The sequence below is a fragment of the Leptospira kemamanensis genome (assembly GCF_004769665.1).
Taxonomy (GTDB): Bacteria; Spirochaetota; Leptospiria; order Leptospirales; family Leptospiraceae; genus Leptospira_A; species Leptospira_A kemamanensis.
The window spans coordinates 129,394-145,356 of record NZ_RQGG01000028.1; the positions used below are offsets into that span (position 1 = coordinate 129,394).

The window sequence follows — 15,963 nt, forward strand, 5'->3', positions numbered from 1 at the left end:
GCTTCTTCGAATCGTGTCAGAATCCTACATGGATTCAATCGAAAAACGAGTGAATTTGAAATTCTGTAATCATTTTTCCGACTTTTACATCGTGTGGTTCGCTTAAGAATGGGACGGGAAAAAATTTAGAAAAACTAAAACCGATGGTTTTCTTTTGCACTAGTTCAGAAGCCAAGATGCGATCATAATACCCGCCTCCACGACCCAAACGGTACCCTTTTTCATGAAAACCTAAGGCTGGAACCAAAATCAAATCCGCTTCCTCTACGGATATCTCCTCATCTCCATTCGGTTCAAAAATACCATGGGGTCCTTTGGTAAATGTAAAGGGACGAATGAATCGCATATGATGGTCTTTTTCCACTTTCGGAAAAAACCATTTTGCAGAATGCCTAGCTTCGATAAATCCAGTGGGCCTCGGAAGTGGGCAAGATTCCACCACAGGCAAAACATCTACTTCATACTGTAGATCCGGAACATAGGTGATGATTTTTGTTTTTCCTTGTAATAGGGGAAAAAGTTTTTTTAAGATGGCCGCTTCTAGTTCCTCACGGTCTGTGAGTTTGGCGATATTGTTTTTTAGAATTTCCCTTGCGTCTTTTTTGGCAATTGGATTCAAAAATGATCCCCAATGATTCCCTCTTCCAAAAGAGAGATGATTTTTTTAGTTCGTTCTTCCAATTCCGGATTTTCGTTCGTTTTGGAACCTAACTCACGCATTTGGAAAAGTTCGTCGGCAAGATTTAGGGCACAAAGTACGGCAAGTTTCGTTTTGGAAGCATTGGGCAAAACTTTCCCTAGTTCCAAAAGGCGTGATTCCACATAATCAGCCACTTCTGAAATGTATCCAGAAGAGGCTTCACCAACGATGGTATAAGTTTCACCAAAGATTTGTTTGGTGATTTTATGAGAGTTTGGGGCAGATTCTGCCATATGATTTATTTTGGATCGTCTTCAATGATGAGAAAATCGTCGTCGTCATCCGCATCAAAAACGCTAATGGCTTCGTCTTCATCATCAATAATGATATCATCATCCTCATCGATTTCCACAGTTGGGACTTCATCTTCTGATTCCACAACCAACTCTTCTTTTTCAAAAGAAGCGGATGCAGGTGTTTTTTCTAAAACATCTTCTGCTTGGAATTCTGATTCATCTTCATCGAGTAAAATGATTTCATCATCATCTTCTGTGGTAAGACTAGGAGTGGCAACTGCCGCTGCGGCAGCTACAGGTGCGACGGGTGCATCAGTAGAAGAGGGAGATTGTGGTGCTTTCGGAGTGGAACTTCCAGTGGTAGGAAGACCATCCAATCGGCCAAGAAGTTGGTGCACTTTGGATTCGAGTAAACTTTCTCTTTCTTTGAGTTCGTTTAATTCGTCGGTCGCGTCTTGGAGTTGTGTGCGTAGCGTTTTTAATTCGCGCTCTTTTTCCTCCATTGCGAGCTTCATTTGGTCATTTTCCGCGCGGAGGGTTTCGTTTTCCGTCTCTAGGCGGGCATTTTCTGTTCTTAGGTCCTGGATGAGCTCTAGGGCCTTAACAACTTTACTTTCTAGCTCTTCAATGGTTTCGATTTTTAACATGATAACAATCCGATGGAATAGAATAGACGAGCTATTCCATTCCAATCAAGCACTAATTTACTTAGCGACTTTGGTTTTTTCGACGATGGCGTTGAATACTTCTTTGTGGTTGTAAGCAAGATCAGCCAATGTCTTACGGTCTAAGTTGATTCCGTGAGTTTTGAGAGCGTGAATGAATTTTGAATAAGACATTCCATTTTCTCTTACTGCGGCATTAATACGCGTAATCCAAAGTTTACGGAATTCAGACTTTTTCTTTCTACGGTCACGGTATGCCCATTGACCAGCTTTCATGACAGCAGATTTTGCTGTTCTGAAAAGTTTAGAACGTCCGCCTCTAAAACCTTTGGCTTTCGCTAGAACTTTTTTTCTACGATTCTTATGGATGGTTCCGTTGACTGCGCGTGGCATCGTTTAACCTCCGTAAGGTAGAAGTTTTTCTACACGATTATAATCGGTTTCGTGGATGAGGTGCATTCCACGGCTTTGGTGTTTCATCTTAGGAGATTTTTTCTCTAAGATATGTCTTCGGAACGCACAACCACGTTTGATTTTACCAGATTTGGTAAACTTAAAACGTTTGGCTGCTGCCCTATTGGTCTTTAGCTTATACATAGTTGTTTTTATCCTTTAGCTTTCTCACTAATTGGGTTCATCACGACCACTATCGTCTTTCCGTCGTGTACCGGCATTTTTTCGGGAGAGGCATGCTCTTTTAGGTCCTCGACAAACCGGTTAACAATATTCATTCCAATTTCAGAGTGAACCATCTCTCTGCCTCGGAATCGAAGAGTCACTTTTACTTTATCACCCTTTTGCAAGAATTCTAAAGCATGACGCTTCTTAATCTCGAAGTCATGGTTATCAATCCGCGGGCGGATTTTGATTTCTTTCACCGTGACAACGTGTTGTTTCTTTTTCGCTTCTTTCGTTTTTTTCAGAAGTTCGAATTTGTATTTTCCAAAATCGATCAGCTTACAGACGTGAACATCTTGGTCACCCGAGACTTCCACCAAATCAAGGTTAGCTTCCTTAGCTCTTCTCAGAGCTTCGTCCAGAGTAACGATATCAGATCCTTCGTCACTGACGAGTCGGATCGATGCTACATTGGTAATTTGTTCGTTAATTCTGATGTGGGCGAATTTATCTTGGTTTGGGTTCCCTCTAGGGTTGGGCCGTTTCTGCATTCAGTCTCCGAAATTTCTTTCAATTTCCAATTTCGGATGAAAAACTAGGCACGCAAGTACATTTCTTTGGAAATGCCCAGGTTCTTCTGCTAAAGCGTGCCTGAGGGACCTTCCCACACCACGTATTCGATGGAAAGGGATTCTTTCTCTAGAATTTCCGGTAAAATCGGCACAAGAGAGAGATACTCTCCATGATTCTCCATCCCCATACAAGAACCACCATGGCAAATCCGCCCTTTTTCATCATACAACACATATTGGATGAGGTTGTCCCATTTCCTATCCCCGCGAATGGGGTCGGAAGAAGGAACGAGGGCTAGGTAATGAAACCCTTGGTTTTTCCTACGTTCGAGCCGAAACCGAAGTCGGTTGTGTTTGGTCAGAGGTTCTGTTGCATACAAAAGCTCCCCTTTCCCTGGATTCCAATGTTGGAAACCGTGGACTCCGGCTACTTGTTCGGCACGGCTCCACTCTCGTTTGCCTTCTTTTCGAATGGATTTTCTCGATTGGTTTTCATGAGTGAAATCAAAACTGAAACTGGAAACACAACCTGAAATGGTGATGCGGATGGCGACCCGAGAGATTTCTGAAAGTGAAAATGGGAACCGACTCCAAAGGCCAGGTACATCAAATCGTTCCCAAGTTTGGACAGTGTGTTCGGATGTTTGGCAAGACAAAAGTCTGTCAGACGAATCATAAAAGGCAGCTACAACATATAAGGAAACAGCTTGGTTTGTTTCGTTTTGACCGCCAGTGATGACAATGGTTGGACAATCAAAGGAAACATCTTTTCCCAAACCATCCACAAATTGCATACGACTCACCTTCCAACCAAGGGTAACTCCTGCTGTGAGGGGGAGATTTTTCATGGGAATGGCATCATACGCATCACACACGTCATACGGTGGATGGATGGGGAGATCCAGATGAAGAGTCACTGGCTCGTTTGAGGTGGAAAAAACAAAACTATTTCGCATAGGAAGGAAACTTACTTACCTTCCTATGTTAGTCAAGATATTTCTTTAGTTCAGTTCCCCTTTGAGAAGAGATAGAAAACCATCTCGAGACACAGTCTCTGTTTTCTCTTCTCCCATGCGACGGAACGAAATACTTCCTGCTTCTTTCTCTTTGTCTCCAAGGATCAGGGTATAACTGCTTCGTTTCATGATGGAATCCCTAATTTTACTACCAATCTTTTCGTTTCGAACATCGAGTTCGACTCGGAAACCTTGCATCACTAAATCTTGATATACTTCTTTCGCATAATCACTATGAGTTTCTGCCACAGTTAAAACACGAATTTGGATTGGGTTCAGCCAAAGAGGGAATTTTCCTTCGAAGTGTTCGATGAGAATTCCAATGAAACGTTCGAGGGATCCATAAATCGCTCTGTGGATCATCACAGGTGCATGTTTTTTTCCATCAGAGGCAGTGAAATCGAGTTCGAAACGGTTAGGCATCGAAAAGTCAATTTGAACGGTTCCGCATTGCCAGAGTCGTCCGAGTGAGTCTTTGATATTGAACTCAATTTTTGGACCATAAAAAGCGCCGTCGCCTTCTTTGATCCCATATTCGATTCCTTTTTTCTTTAAGGCATCATGTAATGCTTGTGTAGCGAGGTTCCAATCTTCATCACTTCCTTGTGATTTTTCAGGTCTTGTGGCAATGAAGGTTTTGAATTCAGTGAATCCAAATTTTTTGTACACATCAAAGGTAAAGTCAATGATGTCTTCCACTTCTGATTCCACTTTTTCCAATGGTGCATAGATATGGGCATCGTCTTGTGTGAAGGCCCGAACACGGAAAAGGCCGTGAAGAACCCCTGACATTTCATGTCTGTGTACGTTTCCAAGTTCCATAAAACGAAGTGGGAGTTCTCTGTACGAGTGCATATGGTATTTGTAAATCAAACAACAACCAGGGCAGTTCATGGGTTTGACAGCAAACTCACTTTCATCGATGTCAGTGAAATACATGTTTTCTTTAAAATTATCCCAGTGACCGGACTTTTTCCAAAGGGAAGAATTTAAGATGGCTGGGGTTTTGATTTCTTGGTATCCACGTCTAAAACATTCTTCGCGTATGTAAGAGGCAAGAGTGTTCCAAAGAACAGTTCCTTTCGGATGCCAAAACGGAAATCCTGGAGCTTCGTCTTGGAAACTAAAGAGGTCGAGTTCTTTTCCCAGTTTTCTATGGTCTCTTTTTTTTGCTTCTTCGATGAGAAAGATATATTCATCTAACAGTTTTTTGGTGGGAAAAGACACACCATAAATACGAGTGAGTTGTTTGTTTTTGGAATCCCCTTTCCAATACGCACCTGAAATGGCTGTGAGTTTGAAAGCTTTCAGTTGGCCAGTGCGTGCCACGTGAGGCCCACGGCAAAGGTCATACCATTCCCCTTGTCCATATAACGAAACAGAGGCGGCATCAAATCCTTGGATGAGTTCTACTTTATACGGTTCGTTTTCTTTTTTAAACTTTTCAATGGCCTCTTCTTTGGAAAGCTCCCAACGTTTTACTGTGAGATCTTCTTTGACAATTTTTGCCATCTCGGCTTCAATCTTCGGAAGGTCATCAACAGTGATGACGGTGTCACCAAAATCAATATCATAAAAAAAGAATCCCGGTCCATTTTCGATCACAGGACCAACAGTTAACCTGGCGTGAGGCCATAACCGCTGAACTGCCATCCCCAGAAGGTGCGCAGAAGAATGATGGAAAACTTCCTTTCCCTCTTTGTCATCAAAGGTGAGAAATGTGACTTTCGTATTTTCGGTAGGAACAAATGATAAATCAACTGTCCGTCCATCGGACAAGACAACGGCAAGAGCTTTCTCTTTTAAGAAAGGCAGTTGGTTTTGGACAAAATCAGAAAATGACTTTCCTAATTCGAGTTCTTTAGAACTACCATCGGGTAATGTAATTGTAAGTGCTGCCATAAGTGTAATCCCAGGTTTCCGCACGCACCCTCTCCCGAAAAGTAAAGTTTTACCAGAGTTTTCCTGTTTCGAGAGATTCTGTTAGTTTCGTAAAACTTTCCTCCACAGATTCCTTTCGCCCAAACCCACCGGCACGTTCCAAATCGATAAATCCATGCACGATGGAACGAATGATCCGAATCCTGTGGACTGTTTCCTCATTCCATTCTCCCAAAGGGAAGGCATCCAAACAGATTTGTAAAATCTGGTCTCCTAATCGTTTCAATTCCTCGTCAGTTTCAGTGGAAACAATGACTAATGGATACAGATTGGGGAAGTCTTTGGCAAACCCTCTGTAGGACTTCAAAAACGGGGAAATCCTTTTTTGTTTTGTGGATACGGACTGAATTGATTCTTTTAAACGTTCACCTAATAATTGTAAGGCTTTTTTTCTCATTTCCCGAAAAATGTCTTCCGTATCCTTCACATGATTGTATAAGGAAGGAGTCCGAATCCCTAATGATTCTGCCAATGTGGACAATCGAAAATCATCAAAACCAACGGTTTGGAGAATTTCCCATGCGGAATCTAAAATCACATTCCGTGTGATTTGGCTTTGGCCTTTTTTGGGCCTACCAGTTTTGTTTTTTATTTTTTTTGCCATAAGGATTGGATGTCTTGATAAAAACGTTTTGGTTCTTCTAAGAAAGGATAATGACCACCATTTTCATATAAGAATACTTTCCCTCCGATGATTTCTTGAATCCAAAGGGCTTCTTCTTTTGGCGAAGAAAAATCAGGATCCTTTAATCCCATGATGATGATGTGATTTCCTTTTATATTAGGTAATTCATCTTCACATTCTTTTTTACTCGCAAATATCATAGAACGAATGGCATACATCCTACCTTCTTCTTTTAGATTGATTTTGAGTTTTTCCTTTCTTTCTTCCAAATCTTTCGGAGGTAAGACGGGAAAAAGTGATTCGTAAAAGTTGACCCAAGCACTCGGTCCCCAAGGCCCTCGAAACGCGATCTGCAAAATAGATTTCAATCCAAAGGACAAAGGTTCTTTCTCTCGCACAAAGGGACCAGACAAAATCAAACCTAACACTCGTTTCCTTTCTTTTGACTGAATGTACACGGCAGAAGCTGCTGTCATGGAATTGGCAATGATATATACATTTTGTAAATCTTTTTCACGGATAAAGGAAAGGATGTCGAGAGCCGTTTCTTTTGGACCGTAGGAAGAAAAATTCACATCAGATTCTCCAAGTCCCCGTAAATCAAAAGAATAAACTTTTCCATCTTTTTCCAGTTGGATTGCTAATTCGGAATAACTTTCCTTGCGGTCCCCAATACCAGGCAATAATATAAAATGATTTGTTCCAGAGCCTAATTCAGAATAGGCGATTTTCCCTTCCTGTGTTTGGAAAAACTGAGTCAAAAACTTCGGCTCTGGAGTGGATTCCCCAAAGAGTAGGACAGGAAACAAAATCGGCATCAAAAATGGGAAATGGTGGTAGTTCAATTTCATAAAACTAATCTAATTAGTTATTTAACTAATGCAATTAGTTTTTTTACGCGAACCTCATTTTTTTTGGATAAGAGGTTTTGGGATGGGTAATTTTTAAACCTGTTTGGACGAAGGAGGTAAAAATTCGCTTCCTTTCCTATGGAAACCTTCATAGTGGAAGAGATATGTACCAAATTACCTTTTACGACAAAGAGCAAACTCACCTAAAAGCCAACAAAAAAGGAATTACCATATTAGAAACTGCCTTATCCAATCATTATCCCCTCTACCACCTTTGCGGAGGAAATGCAAAATGCACCACTTGCCGAGTGTTTGTTTCCGATGGACTGAGTGCCCTCGGTGATCGAAATGAAAGAGAACAATTACTCGCAGATAGAAAAGGATGGCCAAAAGAAATTCGATTGGCATGCCAAACAGAAGTGTTTGGAGACATCAGTGTTCGAAGGATCATTCGAGACAATAAGGATTTAAAGACAGTCACCAGTGAATCTAAATCATCCAAAACAGGAGAAGAGTGTTTTGCTGTGATTTTGTTTTTGGACATCAAAGGATTCACTGCATTTACGGAAGCAAACTTACCTTATGATGTAGTTTTTGTTTTAAATCGTTTTTTCCATGAGATGAGTGAACCAATTCTGAATAACGGTGGTGAAATTGATAAATTCATTGGAGATGGAATTTTGGCTTATTTTCAAATCCCCAATCGAGACATGCTAAAAGGTTCCACAAAAGAAGAATTAGAAGGACTCAAACGTGAAACAATGATGACTGCGGTGAGAGCATGTCTTCGTATGTTTGACCAACTGAAAAAATTTAATATCGAAATGAAAGATAGGTTTAATTTCACCTTTGACATTCGATTAGGACTCCATGCAGGAAATGTAATTTATGGAGACATCGGGCATGCTGAATTCAAAAGCCAAACAGTGCTTGGAGATGTTGTCAATGTTGCAAGTCGTCTAGAAGCATTGAATAAAAAAACAAATACAAGGTTTTTGATTTCGGATGCGATTTATAATCAAATTCGTTCCTTTGTCTCCATCGATAAAAAGGTGATTACGAAATTAAGAGGGAAATCAGAAACCATGTCAGCGTATTCCGTCATTGGTTTTAAAGTGCACGACTCTATTCTATCAATTCAAAAATACTTTGATCAAATGAATTTAGATTCCCCACATTGGATTCAAAACTTAGAAAAAGAATGGAAAACTTTATCCCAAGAAAGAGGGATTCCCATCGATAACGAAAAGGAAACAACCGAGGAAGAAGTTTCACTTTTGTCTCTATTAGAAAAGATCTTTGATACCTTAGGAAATCCAAAATCATTGCAACAGGGAATCGATCGATTGGCAATCTGGCTTTCCAACCATTCCATCCAACGTGACAAAATTTCCCAACTGCCTCCCCTTTTTCTAACAGTATGCAAAGATTCCAATGAAACTCTTTGGAATGAGAATATCCAAACAGATTTAAAAGAGATGTGGGCTGAGATTACAATCCCATTATTAGAAAGATAAAATAAACCTTGCCTTTCTTCTATCATGGTTTCTCCTATTGAGTATCAAGTTACATGTCGAATGAAGTTCCAAAACAATCTATTAGTAAACATTTAATCAAAATCATCATCCAATTGATTCAGTCCAAACAAGGGCCCGCTGCAATTCGTTATGGGATTTTTCTTCTTTTACTTGTGATTACCTTTAATGGATTCAATGTATTAAATAGTTTTGTAGGAAGAGATTTTATCTCATCCATAGAACAAAAAAATGAATCAGGTTTTTACAAATATGCCTTGTTATATGGACTTGTTTTTCTCATCTCTGCCGGGATCGGTGCCATTTATCGTTTTCTGGAAGAACGACTAGGGATCTTATGGAGAGAACAATTGACATGGCGACTCACCAATTCTTATTTAAGTGAAAAAACATATCATTCCATTTTAAACCAAAAAGGAATCGAAAATCCAGACCAACGCATCACAGACGATGTGAAAGCCTTCACTACCACTACTTTGTCTTTTATTTTATTATTTCTCGGTGGAGTATTCTCTGCGATCTCCTTTGCAGGTGTACTTTGGACAATCAATCCTATCTTATTTTTAGTGGCGATTCTCTATGCAAGCATTGGAACTATCTCTACGATTTATCTCGGAAAAGAACTGATTCGCCTTAATTACAACCAATTGGATTTGGAAGCCAACTACCGTTCTGATTTACTCCACATCAAACAACATGCGGAATCCATAGCTTTAACTCATCGTGAACTTCGAATGTCTGTTCGCCTCAAATCTAAACTAAAAAAACTAGTCACCAACTTTAGAAAATTGATCTCCGTCAATTTACGATTGAGCCTATTTACAAATAGTTATAATTATTTCATTCAAATCATTCCGATGTTACTCATTGCTCCCAGTTATATGAGAGGAGAAATCGAATTTGGTGTGATCACCCAAGCAGGACTTGCGTTCACAACTTTACTGAATGCGTTTTCACTCATAGTCACGCAATTCCAATCAATTTCAGCTTTTTCTGCCGTTGTAAAACGATTACAAACTTTAGATACAGCGATGGTTCTTTCGGAAGAATTGATGAAAGAAAAATCAAAAACCAATTTCCTGTCTAATGAAATCAAATTTGAAAACTTTAGTATCTATGCGAATGACAAATCAAGATACATTATTGAAAATTTAAATCTATCGATCAAACAAAAAGAACGTTGGCTTGTGACTTCTGTTGATGAAGCCACCAAATTGAGTTTTTTTCGAGCACTTGCTGGTATCAGCAATCACGAAGAAGGAAAACTCCTTAGACCCAATCGAGACAAAATTTTATTTTTACCGGAACAACCCTATTTGCCACCAGGAAGATTACGAAATGTAATTGTACCAGCATTCCTTGGAAATTCCGTGTCCGATTCGCAGGTCATGAAAGAATTAAAAAATTTTGGACTCGATACGTTAGTGAAACGATTGGGTGGTCTTTCTGCACTGAAAGAGTGGGACGACGAACTGTCATTAGCTGAGAAATTCAAAATTTCAACCATTCGAATCCAATACGCAAAACCAAAATTTGTAGTACTCGATCGGCCCACATCCAGCGTGGGGAAATTTGAAATTTCTAAAATTCTAAAAAAGTTTTATAGCTTAGGAATCACAACCATTGTTTTGGCAAAGGGTGAAGAAACAGCACTCGAATATGATTACCAATTGAACTTAAGCCATTTCGGGAAATGGACTGTCACAACTTTAAATCCATTCCGTGAGGAGAGCGATGTTTCGATTACAAAATGAATCTGGGATTGTGATGTTATTTCACCCCAACCTTTCTCTCCATTCCATTTTTCATAAGGATACCTTTGTGAACTTGTATGTGGGAAATACACTGGAACCAAGTGTGTTTAATATTTTTTTACAGTTAGAATCCAACAATACGAAACAAATCATCCCTCTCTTTGCAACAAACGAAGATACAACGATTCAAACTTCCGAAACCTCCTTACAAATTACACAAAAAATCCAGAACCTAGATATTCATTGTGAACTCCAACTTCACCCCAAGGAAAACCGATGGCGATACCAAGTAAAGGTAAGGAACCAAGGCGATATTTCCTTTCATTATTCCCTTATCTTTGTCCAGGATTTAGGACTCTGTGCATATTCTGCTGCGAGGCTCAACGAATCCTTTGTCTCTCAATACATCCATCACCAAATCATAGAAAATCCCAACCATGGTGTGATGATTCTTTCAAGACAAAACGAATCCGTGTTTGGTGGTCATCCATCCTGTTTTCATTTGGCAAATCAAAAAATGATTCACTACGCAACCGATGGAAAAGACATCTTTCAGAATGGAGAACTGCTTACTCTTTCCAATCGGAATAAACAAGGGGAACATTCAGTCATTGCCTTAGGGACCGAATTATTTACAATTTCTCCGAAAACGAATCAGGAAACTAACATAGTCTCTGTATTTTTCCCAAATCTGGATTCGATCTCAACCTTTTCACCTAACAATGATTCCTTAAAATCCTTTTTCTTGGGATTTCCGGAAGTAAATGTTTCTGGCAATGAATCCCCTATCGCCACTAAAAGTTATTTCCAAAATCCAATTCTATGGAATGGAAAAGAAGTCTCGGAGCATACCTTAAAAAAACGATTTCCAGAGAAATGGCGGCATGTGGAACGAGATGAAGACGGAAATCTCTACTCTTTTTTTACTGAGAACGATTCGTACGTCACTCTCGCAAAAAAAGAATCCCTATGCCTTAGGCCTCATGGACAAGTCACTCGCACAGGAAGTGAAGACACTCCCAAAGAATCATCCCTCACATTCACATCTTATTTTTCTGGGATATTTTTATCTCAACTCACTGTAGGTCATACAAGTCTGAACCTTCTCCTTTCCAGAAATCCAATGGGTCTCGGAAAACATTTGTCTAAGGGTTTCCGTATTTTTTGCAAAGAAAAGGAAACTTGGTGTTTACTAGATACTCCTTCCTATATGGTCTTCCAACCAAAACATTTAGTGTGGGTGTATCAAAACGAAAACCAAAATCTCACCATTTCCATCACAGCAAATGACGATGATTCCATTGATTTCGTCATGCAATCAGAGAATGAGAATCCCATTGATATCCTCTTTAGTTTTTCGATTGGCCTCGATGGGGACAATGGTGATTTAAAGATTCCTTCCCTCATCGAAATCGAAAGCAATTGGATCCGAATAAAACCAAATCCCAATAGCCAACTGAAGTCCAGACTGGAAGGCAAAGGATTTCGCATCACAAGTCCCAATCTCGCATCCTTTGTGATCTCTGATGACAGACAAATTTTTTCGGATCAAACTCCATACGATTCCTCCTACCTCATCATACAAACCAAACTCCAATCCCAAATCTCATTTTCCATCTCTGCCGATTTGGAAAAAACATCTCCTGAAAAAAAAGAATCTTTCCCACAGAACTTAGATTTAGCGGATCCTCCGATGGCAAATATTTCAAAAAGCCAAGATACGGAACCTTCATCTAACAACCATTTGTCGAATCATTCAGATTTTGAGTTTAATATTCTTCTACAAGATTTGCAGAATGCAGCATACAACTTAGCCAACCTCGATTTTTCGGAGATGGTGGAGATCCTACCTTGGTACAAACAAAATGCGGAAATCCATTATCTAAACCCAAGAGGATTGGAGCAGTATTCTGGTGGTGGTTGGGGCACACGGGATGTATGCCAAGGAGCCCTCGAATTCCTTTTCTCACAAGGAAAAGTTGCAGCAGTCCGAAATCTTCTCCTCCGTGTTTTCCAAGAACAAAATGAAGATGGTGATTGGCCACAGTGGTTTATGTTGTATGATAGAGACAAGGAGATTCGCGCAAACGATTCCCACGGTGACATCATCTATTGGCCGTTACTTGGAGTATTCACTTATTTGGAAAGGACAGATGATCTTTCGATTTTAGAGGAAAGGTTTTTGTCAAACACGAAGGAATCATTAACAATTCTCCAAGCGATCGAAAGAAGTTTACAAGAAATCCAAACAAGGTCCATCCCAGAAACGAGTTTGCCAAAGTATGGACATGGCGATTGGAACGACTCGATGCAACCGAAAGACACTGAAATTCGAGAGAAAGCCGTCAGTACTTGGACAGCTGAATTACAATTGATACTTTATACAAAGCTAATTTGGATGTATCAATTATTAGGTGATACAGAAATAAAAGAATTCTACGAAGGATTCACAAAAAAAGTAAAAGAAGAAATTCGTTTTCATTGTATGCCCGATGGTGTAATAGCAGGGCTTGTGAAATTTTCGAAAAACGGGGAACCATCCTATCTTTTACACCCTCTTGATGGAGAAACCAATATCCATTACAGCATCCTTCCGATGATTTACGGAATTTTATCCAATGTATTCACTTTAGAAGAAGCAAATCATCATTTAGAAATCATCCAAGACCATCTAACAGGACCAGATGGAGCCCGATTATTTGACAAACCTGTATCTTACCAAGATGGAAAAGAGAAGTTTTTTAGACGAGCCGAAACTGCTAGTTTTTTTGGAAGAGAAATTGGATTAATGTACACCCACGCTCATTTGCGGTATTGCGAAGCATTGGCCCACATGGGAAAAGCAGATGTATTTTTCAAAGAATTGAATCGAACCAACCCCATAGGTATCACAAACCGAATTCCAACGGCTAAGTTACGACAATCCAATTGTTATTATTCTAGCTCGGATGCGAATTTTTTAAATCGTTACGAAGCACAAAACTTTTACGAGGGGATCAAAAATGGCACAATTCCATTGGAAGGTGGATGGAGAGTGTATTCGAGTGGTCCTGGAATTTTTTGGAAATTGTTTTTGGAACAACTTCTAGGAATTCAAATCCAATCCAAAGGCCTCCTCTTAGACCCAATGTTGCCAAAATCCTTTGATGGATTATCCATCCATACGAATATTTTTGGAATGAACACAAAAATCAATTATCGAGTATTAGGTGAAAATGGAATCATCCAAAACATCTTTTGGAACGATTCGGAAATCCCAAAAATCCGAGTTCCGAATGTATATCGAACAGGTGGATTTCGAATCCAAAAAAATGATTTAGAGAAGGTTCAAAAGAAATCTGAAAATAGAATGGAAGTGATGATCAAATAAAAAACGTATGAGTGAAGTTTCACCCATACGTTTTCCGATTTTTTCCTTTTGGTAAGGAATGTTAAATGGCGTTTTTGCCTTTTTCGCCAGTTCTGATGCGAATGACTTCTTCCAGTGGAGTAATGAAAATCTTTCCATCTCCAATTTTTCCGTCACCACTTTTTGCCGCTTTGAGAATCGCATCAACTGTTGGTTTTACGAATTCATCATTAACTGCAATTTCTAATCTCACTTTTCTAAGTAAGTTCACTGTATATTCATGGCCACGGAAAACTTCTGTTTTTCCTTTTTGTTGTCCGTAACCTTGAACGTCAGACACTGTTAAACGATAAATTTCGTTTTTGGTAAGTTCCGCTTTCACTTCTTCCAACTTATGTGGTTGGATGATTGCAATGATCATTTTCATAATGTTTAACTCCTATTTCCTTAACCACGAACTCGGATATTGAAATCAGGGTAAGCTTCTGCGCCATGTTCCCCAAGATCCAATCCACTCAATTCTTCTTCTTCACTCACTCGGATTCCACCTGCTAGTTTCAATACAAACCATAGTGCGAGAGAAACTACAAAAGTGAATCCACCGATTGCTAAAATTCCATAAAGTTGTGTTAAAAAGGATGGAACATCTACGCCTGCAGGAGCACCTTCGTATCCAAAAATCGCAACGGCAAGAGTTCCCCAAATACCACACACTAAGTGAACGGAAGTAGCACCCACTGGATCATCAATTTTCATCTTATCAAAGAATAAAACGGAAAGAACCACAAGAACTCCGGAAACAGCACCAATGATGGCAGCAGAAGTTGGGCTCACGATTGCACAAGGAGCAGTGATTCCCACAAGTCCCGCCAAAGTTCCGTTAAGAATCATACCAAGATCAGGTTTTTTCAAAATGATCCATGCAGTTACAGTTGAGGCAAGTGCACCTAACGCAGCAGAAATGTTAGTTGTCACGATTACGTGAGCCATAACACTACCGTCACCAACACCCATAGTAGAACCAGGGTTAAAACCAAACCAACCGAGCCAAAGGATAAGGGTTCCAAGAGCAGCAGATGTCATGTTATGACCTAGGATTGGTTTGATACGACCATCTGGTAAAAATTTACCTTTTCTTGCACCAAGTACGATGGCACCAGCAAGTGCTGCCCAACCACCTACCGAGTGTACGACGGTGGAACCAGCAAAGTCATGGAAACCAAGCTCAGCTAACCATCCACCACCCCAAACCCAGTGACCTGTGAACGGATACATAACTGCTACCAAAATGAATGAGAAAATTAAGAAGGAATGAAATTTGATCCTTTCTGCAACAGCTCCAGAAACGATTGTCGCAGCTGTAGCTGCAAACACTAACTGGAAGAAAAATTTTGCAAGGAGAGGAACTCCAGTCCAGTTCATGGAAGAATAAACTCCCTTATAATCATCACCAATTAAAGGTGAGTTATCAAGTCCAGTTAAGAAGAATACACCTTCTGTTGCATAATAAGGCGTTCCATCACCAAACATGAGTCCCCAACCGATTGCCCAGTAGGAAAAGGTTGCAGCAGCAAAAACGATAAAGTTTTTTGCCAAGATGTTTACTGTGTTTTTTGATTGAGCAAATCCTGATTCAACGAGTGCAAAACCAGCATTCATAAAAAATACCAACATACCTGCAACTAACACCCATAATGTGTCTAGTCCAACTGTTAGTGTTTGGATTGCTTTTGCTGTTTCTTCTGCTGGGTTCGCGACGGTTGCAGCTTCTTCTGCAAAAAGGAACATCGGAACAACCAGGAGAAGGAAGGCGATTGATTTGAAATAGTTTTTCATATTGCCATGTATCCTTTCCATGTTATTTGCTGAATAAGGATGCAAGATTGGTACCTACCAAAAAAAATTGCTTCGAATTCGATAAAAAAAATTTGATCGTGCCTAAAAACCCCCCAGATTGCCTTAAAAACCGATCATACGGAGGAGGATGTCACCTTGAGCGCTTCAATATCCTTATTCATTTTGAGATAAATATTCGCAAATCGCTTATATTATAAGCAAATCGCTTTTCTCGTTTCCTCTCTGACAAAAAATTAAAAGAAAC

15 protein-coding genes are annotated in these 15,963 nt (G+C 39.8%); 3 read left to right on the forward strand and 12 right to left on the reverse strand.

All coding sequences use genetic code 11. The features are described 5' to 3' along the window. Positions 1 to 34 precede the first annotated feature (34 nt). The 10 genes from EHQ59_RS09170 to EHQ59_RS09215 all read right to left on the reverse strand — a co-directional run bounded on the left by EHQ59_RS09170 (position 35) and on the right by EHQ59_RS09215 (position 7,224). Positions 35 to 619 carry a 5-formyltetrahydrofolate cyclo-ligase gene (locus tag EHQ59_RS09170; protein WP_135619363.1) on the reverse strand — a complete coding sequence of 195 codons (585 nt, stop codon included), beginning with the start codon at positions 617 to 619 and terminating at the stop codon, positions 35 to 37. After that, positions 616 to 933 carry a cell division protein ZapA gene (locus EHQ59_RS09175; RefSeq protein WP_135619364.1) on the reverse strand — a complete coding sequence of 106 codons (318 nt, stop codon included), beginning with the start codon at positions 931 to 933 and terminating at the stop codon, positions 616 to 618. The genes EHQ59_RS09170 and EHQ59_RS09175 overlap by 4 nt, the downstream gene beginning before the upstream one ends. A 5-nt stretch (positions 934 to 938) precedes the next feature. Further along, positions 939 to 1,583 carry a tol-pal system YbgF family protein gene (locus EHQ59_RS09180; protein ID WP_135619365.1) on the reverse strand — a complete coding sequence of 215 codons (645 nt, stop codon included), beginning with the start codon at positions 1,581 to 1,583 and terminating at the stop codon, positions 939 to 941. Positions 1,584 to 1,640: 57 nt separating this feature from the next. Next, positions 1,641 to 1,994 carry a 50S ribosomal protein L20 gene (gene rplT / locus EHQ59_RS09185; protein ID WP_002975326.1) on the reverse strand — a complete coding sequence of 118 codons (354 nt, stop codon included), beginning with the start codon at positions 1,992 to 1,994 and terminating at the stop codon, positions 1,641 to 1,643. A 3-nt stretch (positions 1,995 to 1,997) separates the two neighbouring features. Then, positions 1,998 to 2,198 (reverse strand): 50S ribosomal protein L35, encoded by a 201-nt coding sequence (gene rpmI / locus EHQ59_RS09190; RefSeq protein WP_002988170.1) that lies wholly within the window; start codon positions 2,196 to 2,198, stop codon positions 1,998 to 2,000. A gap of 8 nt (positions 2,199 to 2,206) precedes the next feature. Next, complete coding sequence (infC, locus tag EHQ59_RS09195) at positions 2,207 to 2,770, reverse strand: translation initiation factor IF-3 (protein ID WP_135619366.1); 564 nt, start codon at positions 2,768 to 2,770, stop codon at positions 2,207 to 2,209. A gap of 89 nt (positions 2,771 to 2,859) precedes the next feature. Further along, positions 2,860 to 3,747, reverse strand: coding sequence for a hypothetical protein (locus EHQ59_RS09200; RefSeq protein ID WP_135619367.1), 888 nt, complete (start codon positions 3,745 to 3,747; stop codon positions 2,860 to 2,862). A 45-nt stretch (positions 3,748 to 3,792) separates the two neighbouring features. Next, a complete protein-coding gene (gene thrS / locus EHQ59_RS09205; RefSeq protein WP_135619368.1) occupies positions 3,793 to 5,709 on the reverse strand; it encodes a threonine--tRNA ligase in 1,917 nt (638 codons plus the stop codon). A 49-nt stretch (positions 5,710 to 5,758) separates the two neighbouring features. Then, positions 5,759 to 6,352, reverse strand: coding sequence for a TetR/AcrR family transcriptional regulator (locus EHQ59_RS09210; protein ID WP_135619369.1), 594 nt, complete (start codon positions 6,350 to 6,352; stop codon positions 5,759 to 5,761). Then, positions 6,337 to 7,224 carry an alpha/beta fold hydrolase gene (locus EHQ59_RS09215; RefSeq protein ID WP_135619370.1) on the reverse strand — a complete coding sequence of 296 codons (888 nt, stop codon included), beginning with the start codon at positions 7,222 to 7,224 and terminating at the stop codon, positions 6,337 to 6,339. Before EHQ59_RS09215 ends, EHQ59_RS09210 begins: the two co-directional genes overlap by 16 nt. 164 nt (positions 7,225 to 7,388) lie before the next feature. Between EHQ59_RS09215 and EHQ59_RS09220 the strand changes: the two genes are divergently transcribed. Genes EHQ59_RS09220 through EHQ59_RS09230 form a run of 3 tightly spaced genes read left to right on the forward strand, consistent with a single transcriptional unit; the run spans position 7,389 to position 13,883 of the window. Then, positions 7,389 to 8,741, forward strand: a complete 1,353-nt coding sequence (locus tag EHQ59_RS09220) for an adenylate/guanylate cyclase domain-containing protein (RefSeq protein ID WP_135619371.1) — start codon at positions 7,389 to 7,391, stop codon at positions 8,739 to 8,741. A 53-nt stretch (positions 8,742 to 8,794) separates the two neighbouring features. Then, positions 8,795 to 10,513 carry an ABC transporter ATP-binding protein/permease gene (locus tag EHQ59_RS09225; RefSeq protein WP_135619372.1) on the forward strand — a complete coding sequence of 573 codons (1,719 nt, stop codon included), beginning with the start codon at positions 8,795 to 8,797 and terminating at the stop codon, positions 10,511 to 10,513. After that, positions 10,494 to 13,883, forward strand: a complete 3,390-nt coding sequence (locus EHQ59_RS09230) for a GH36-type glycosyl hydrolase domain-containing protein (RefSeq protein WP_135619373.1) — start codon at positions 10,494 to 10,496, stop codon at positions 13,881 to 13,883. Before EHQ59_RS09225 ends, EHQ59_RS09230 begins: the two co-directional genes overlap by 20 nt. 61 nt (positions 13,884 to 13,944) lie before the next feature. Here the strand turns inward: EHQ59_RS09230 and EHQ59_RS09235 are convergent, their stop codons facing one another. Together EHQ59_RS09235 and EHQ59_RS09240 are read right to left on the reverse strand one after the other, a co-directional pair. Then, positions 13,945 to 14,289 (reverse strand): P-II family nitrogen regulator, encoded by a 345-nt coding sequence (locus EHQ59_RS09235; protein ID WP_012389358.1) that lies wholly within the window; start codon positions 14,287 to 14,289, stop codon positions 13,945 to 13,947. Positions 14,290 to 14,309: 20 nt separating this feature from the next. Beyond that, positions 14,310 to 15,698, reverse strand: a complete 1,389-nt coding sequence (locus EHQ59_RS09240) for an ammonium transporter (protein ID WP_135619374.1) — start codon at positions 15,696 to 15,698, stop codon at positions 14,310 to 14,312. Between the last annotated feature and the right edge of the window lie 265 nt (positions 15,699 to 15,963).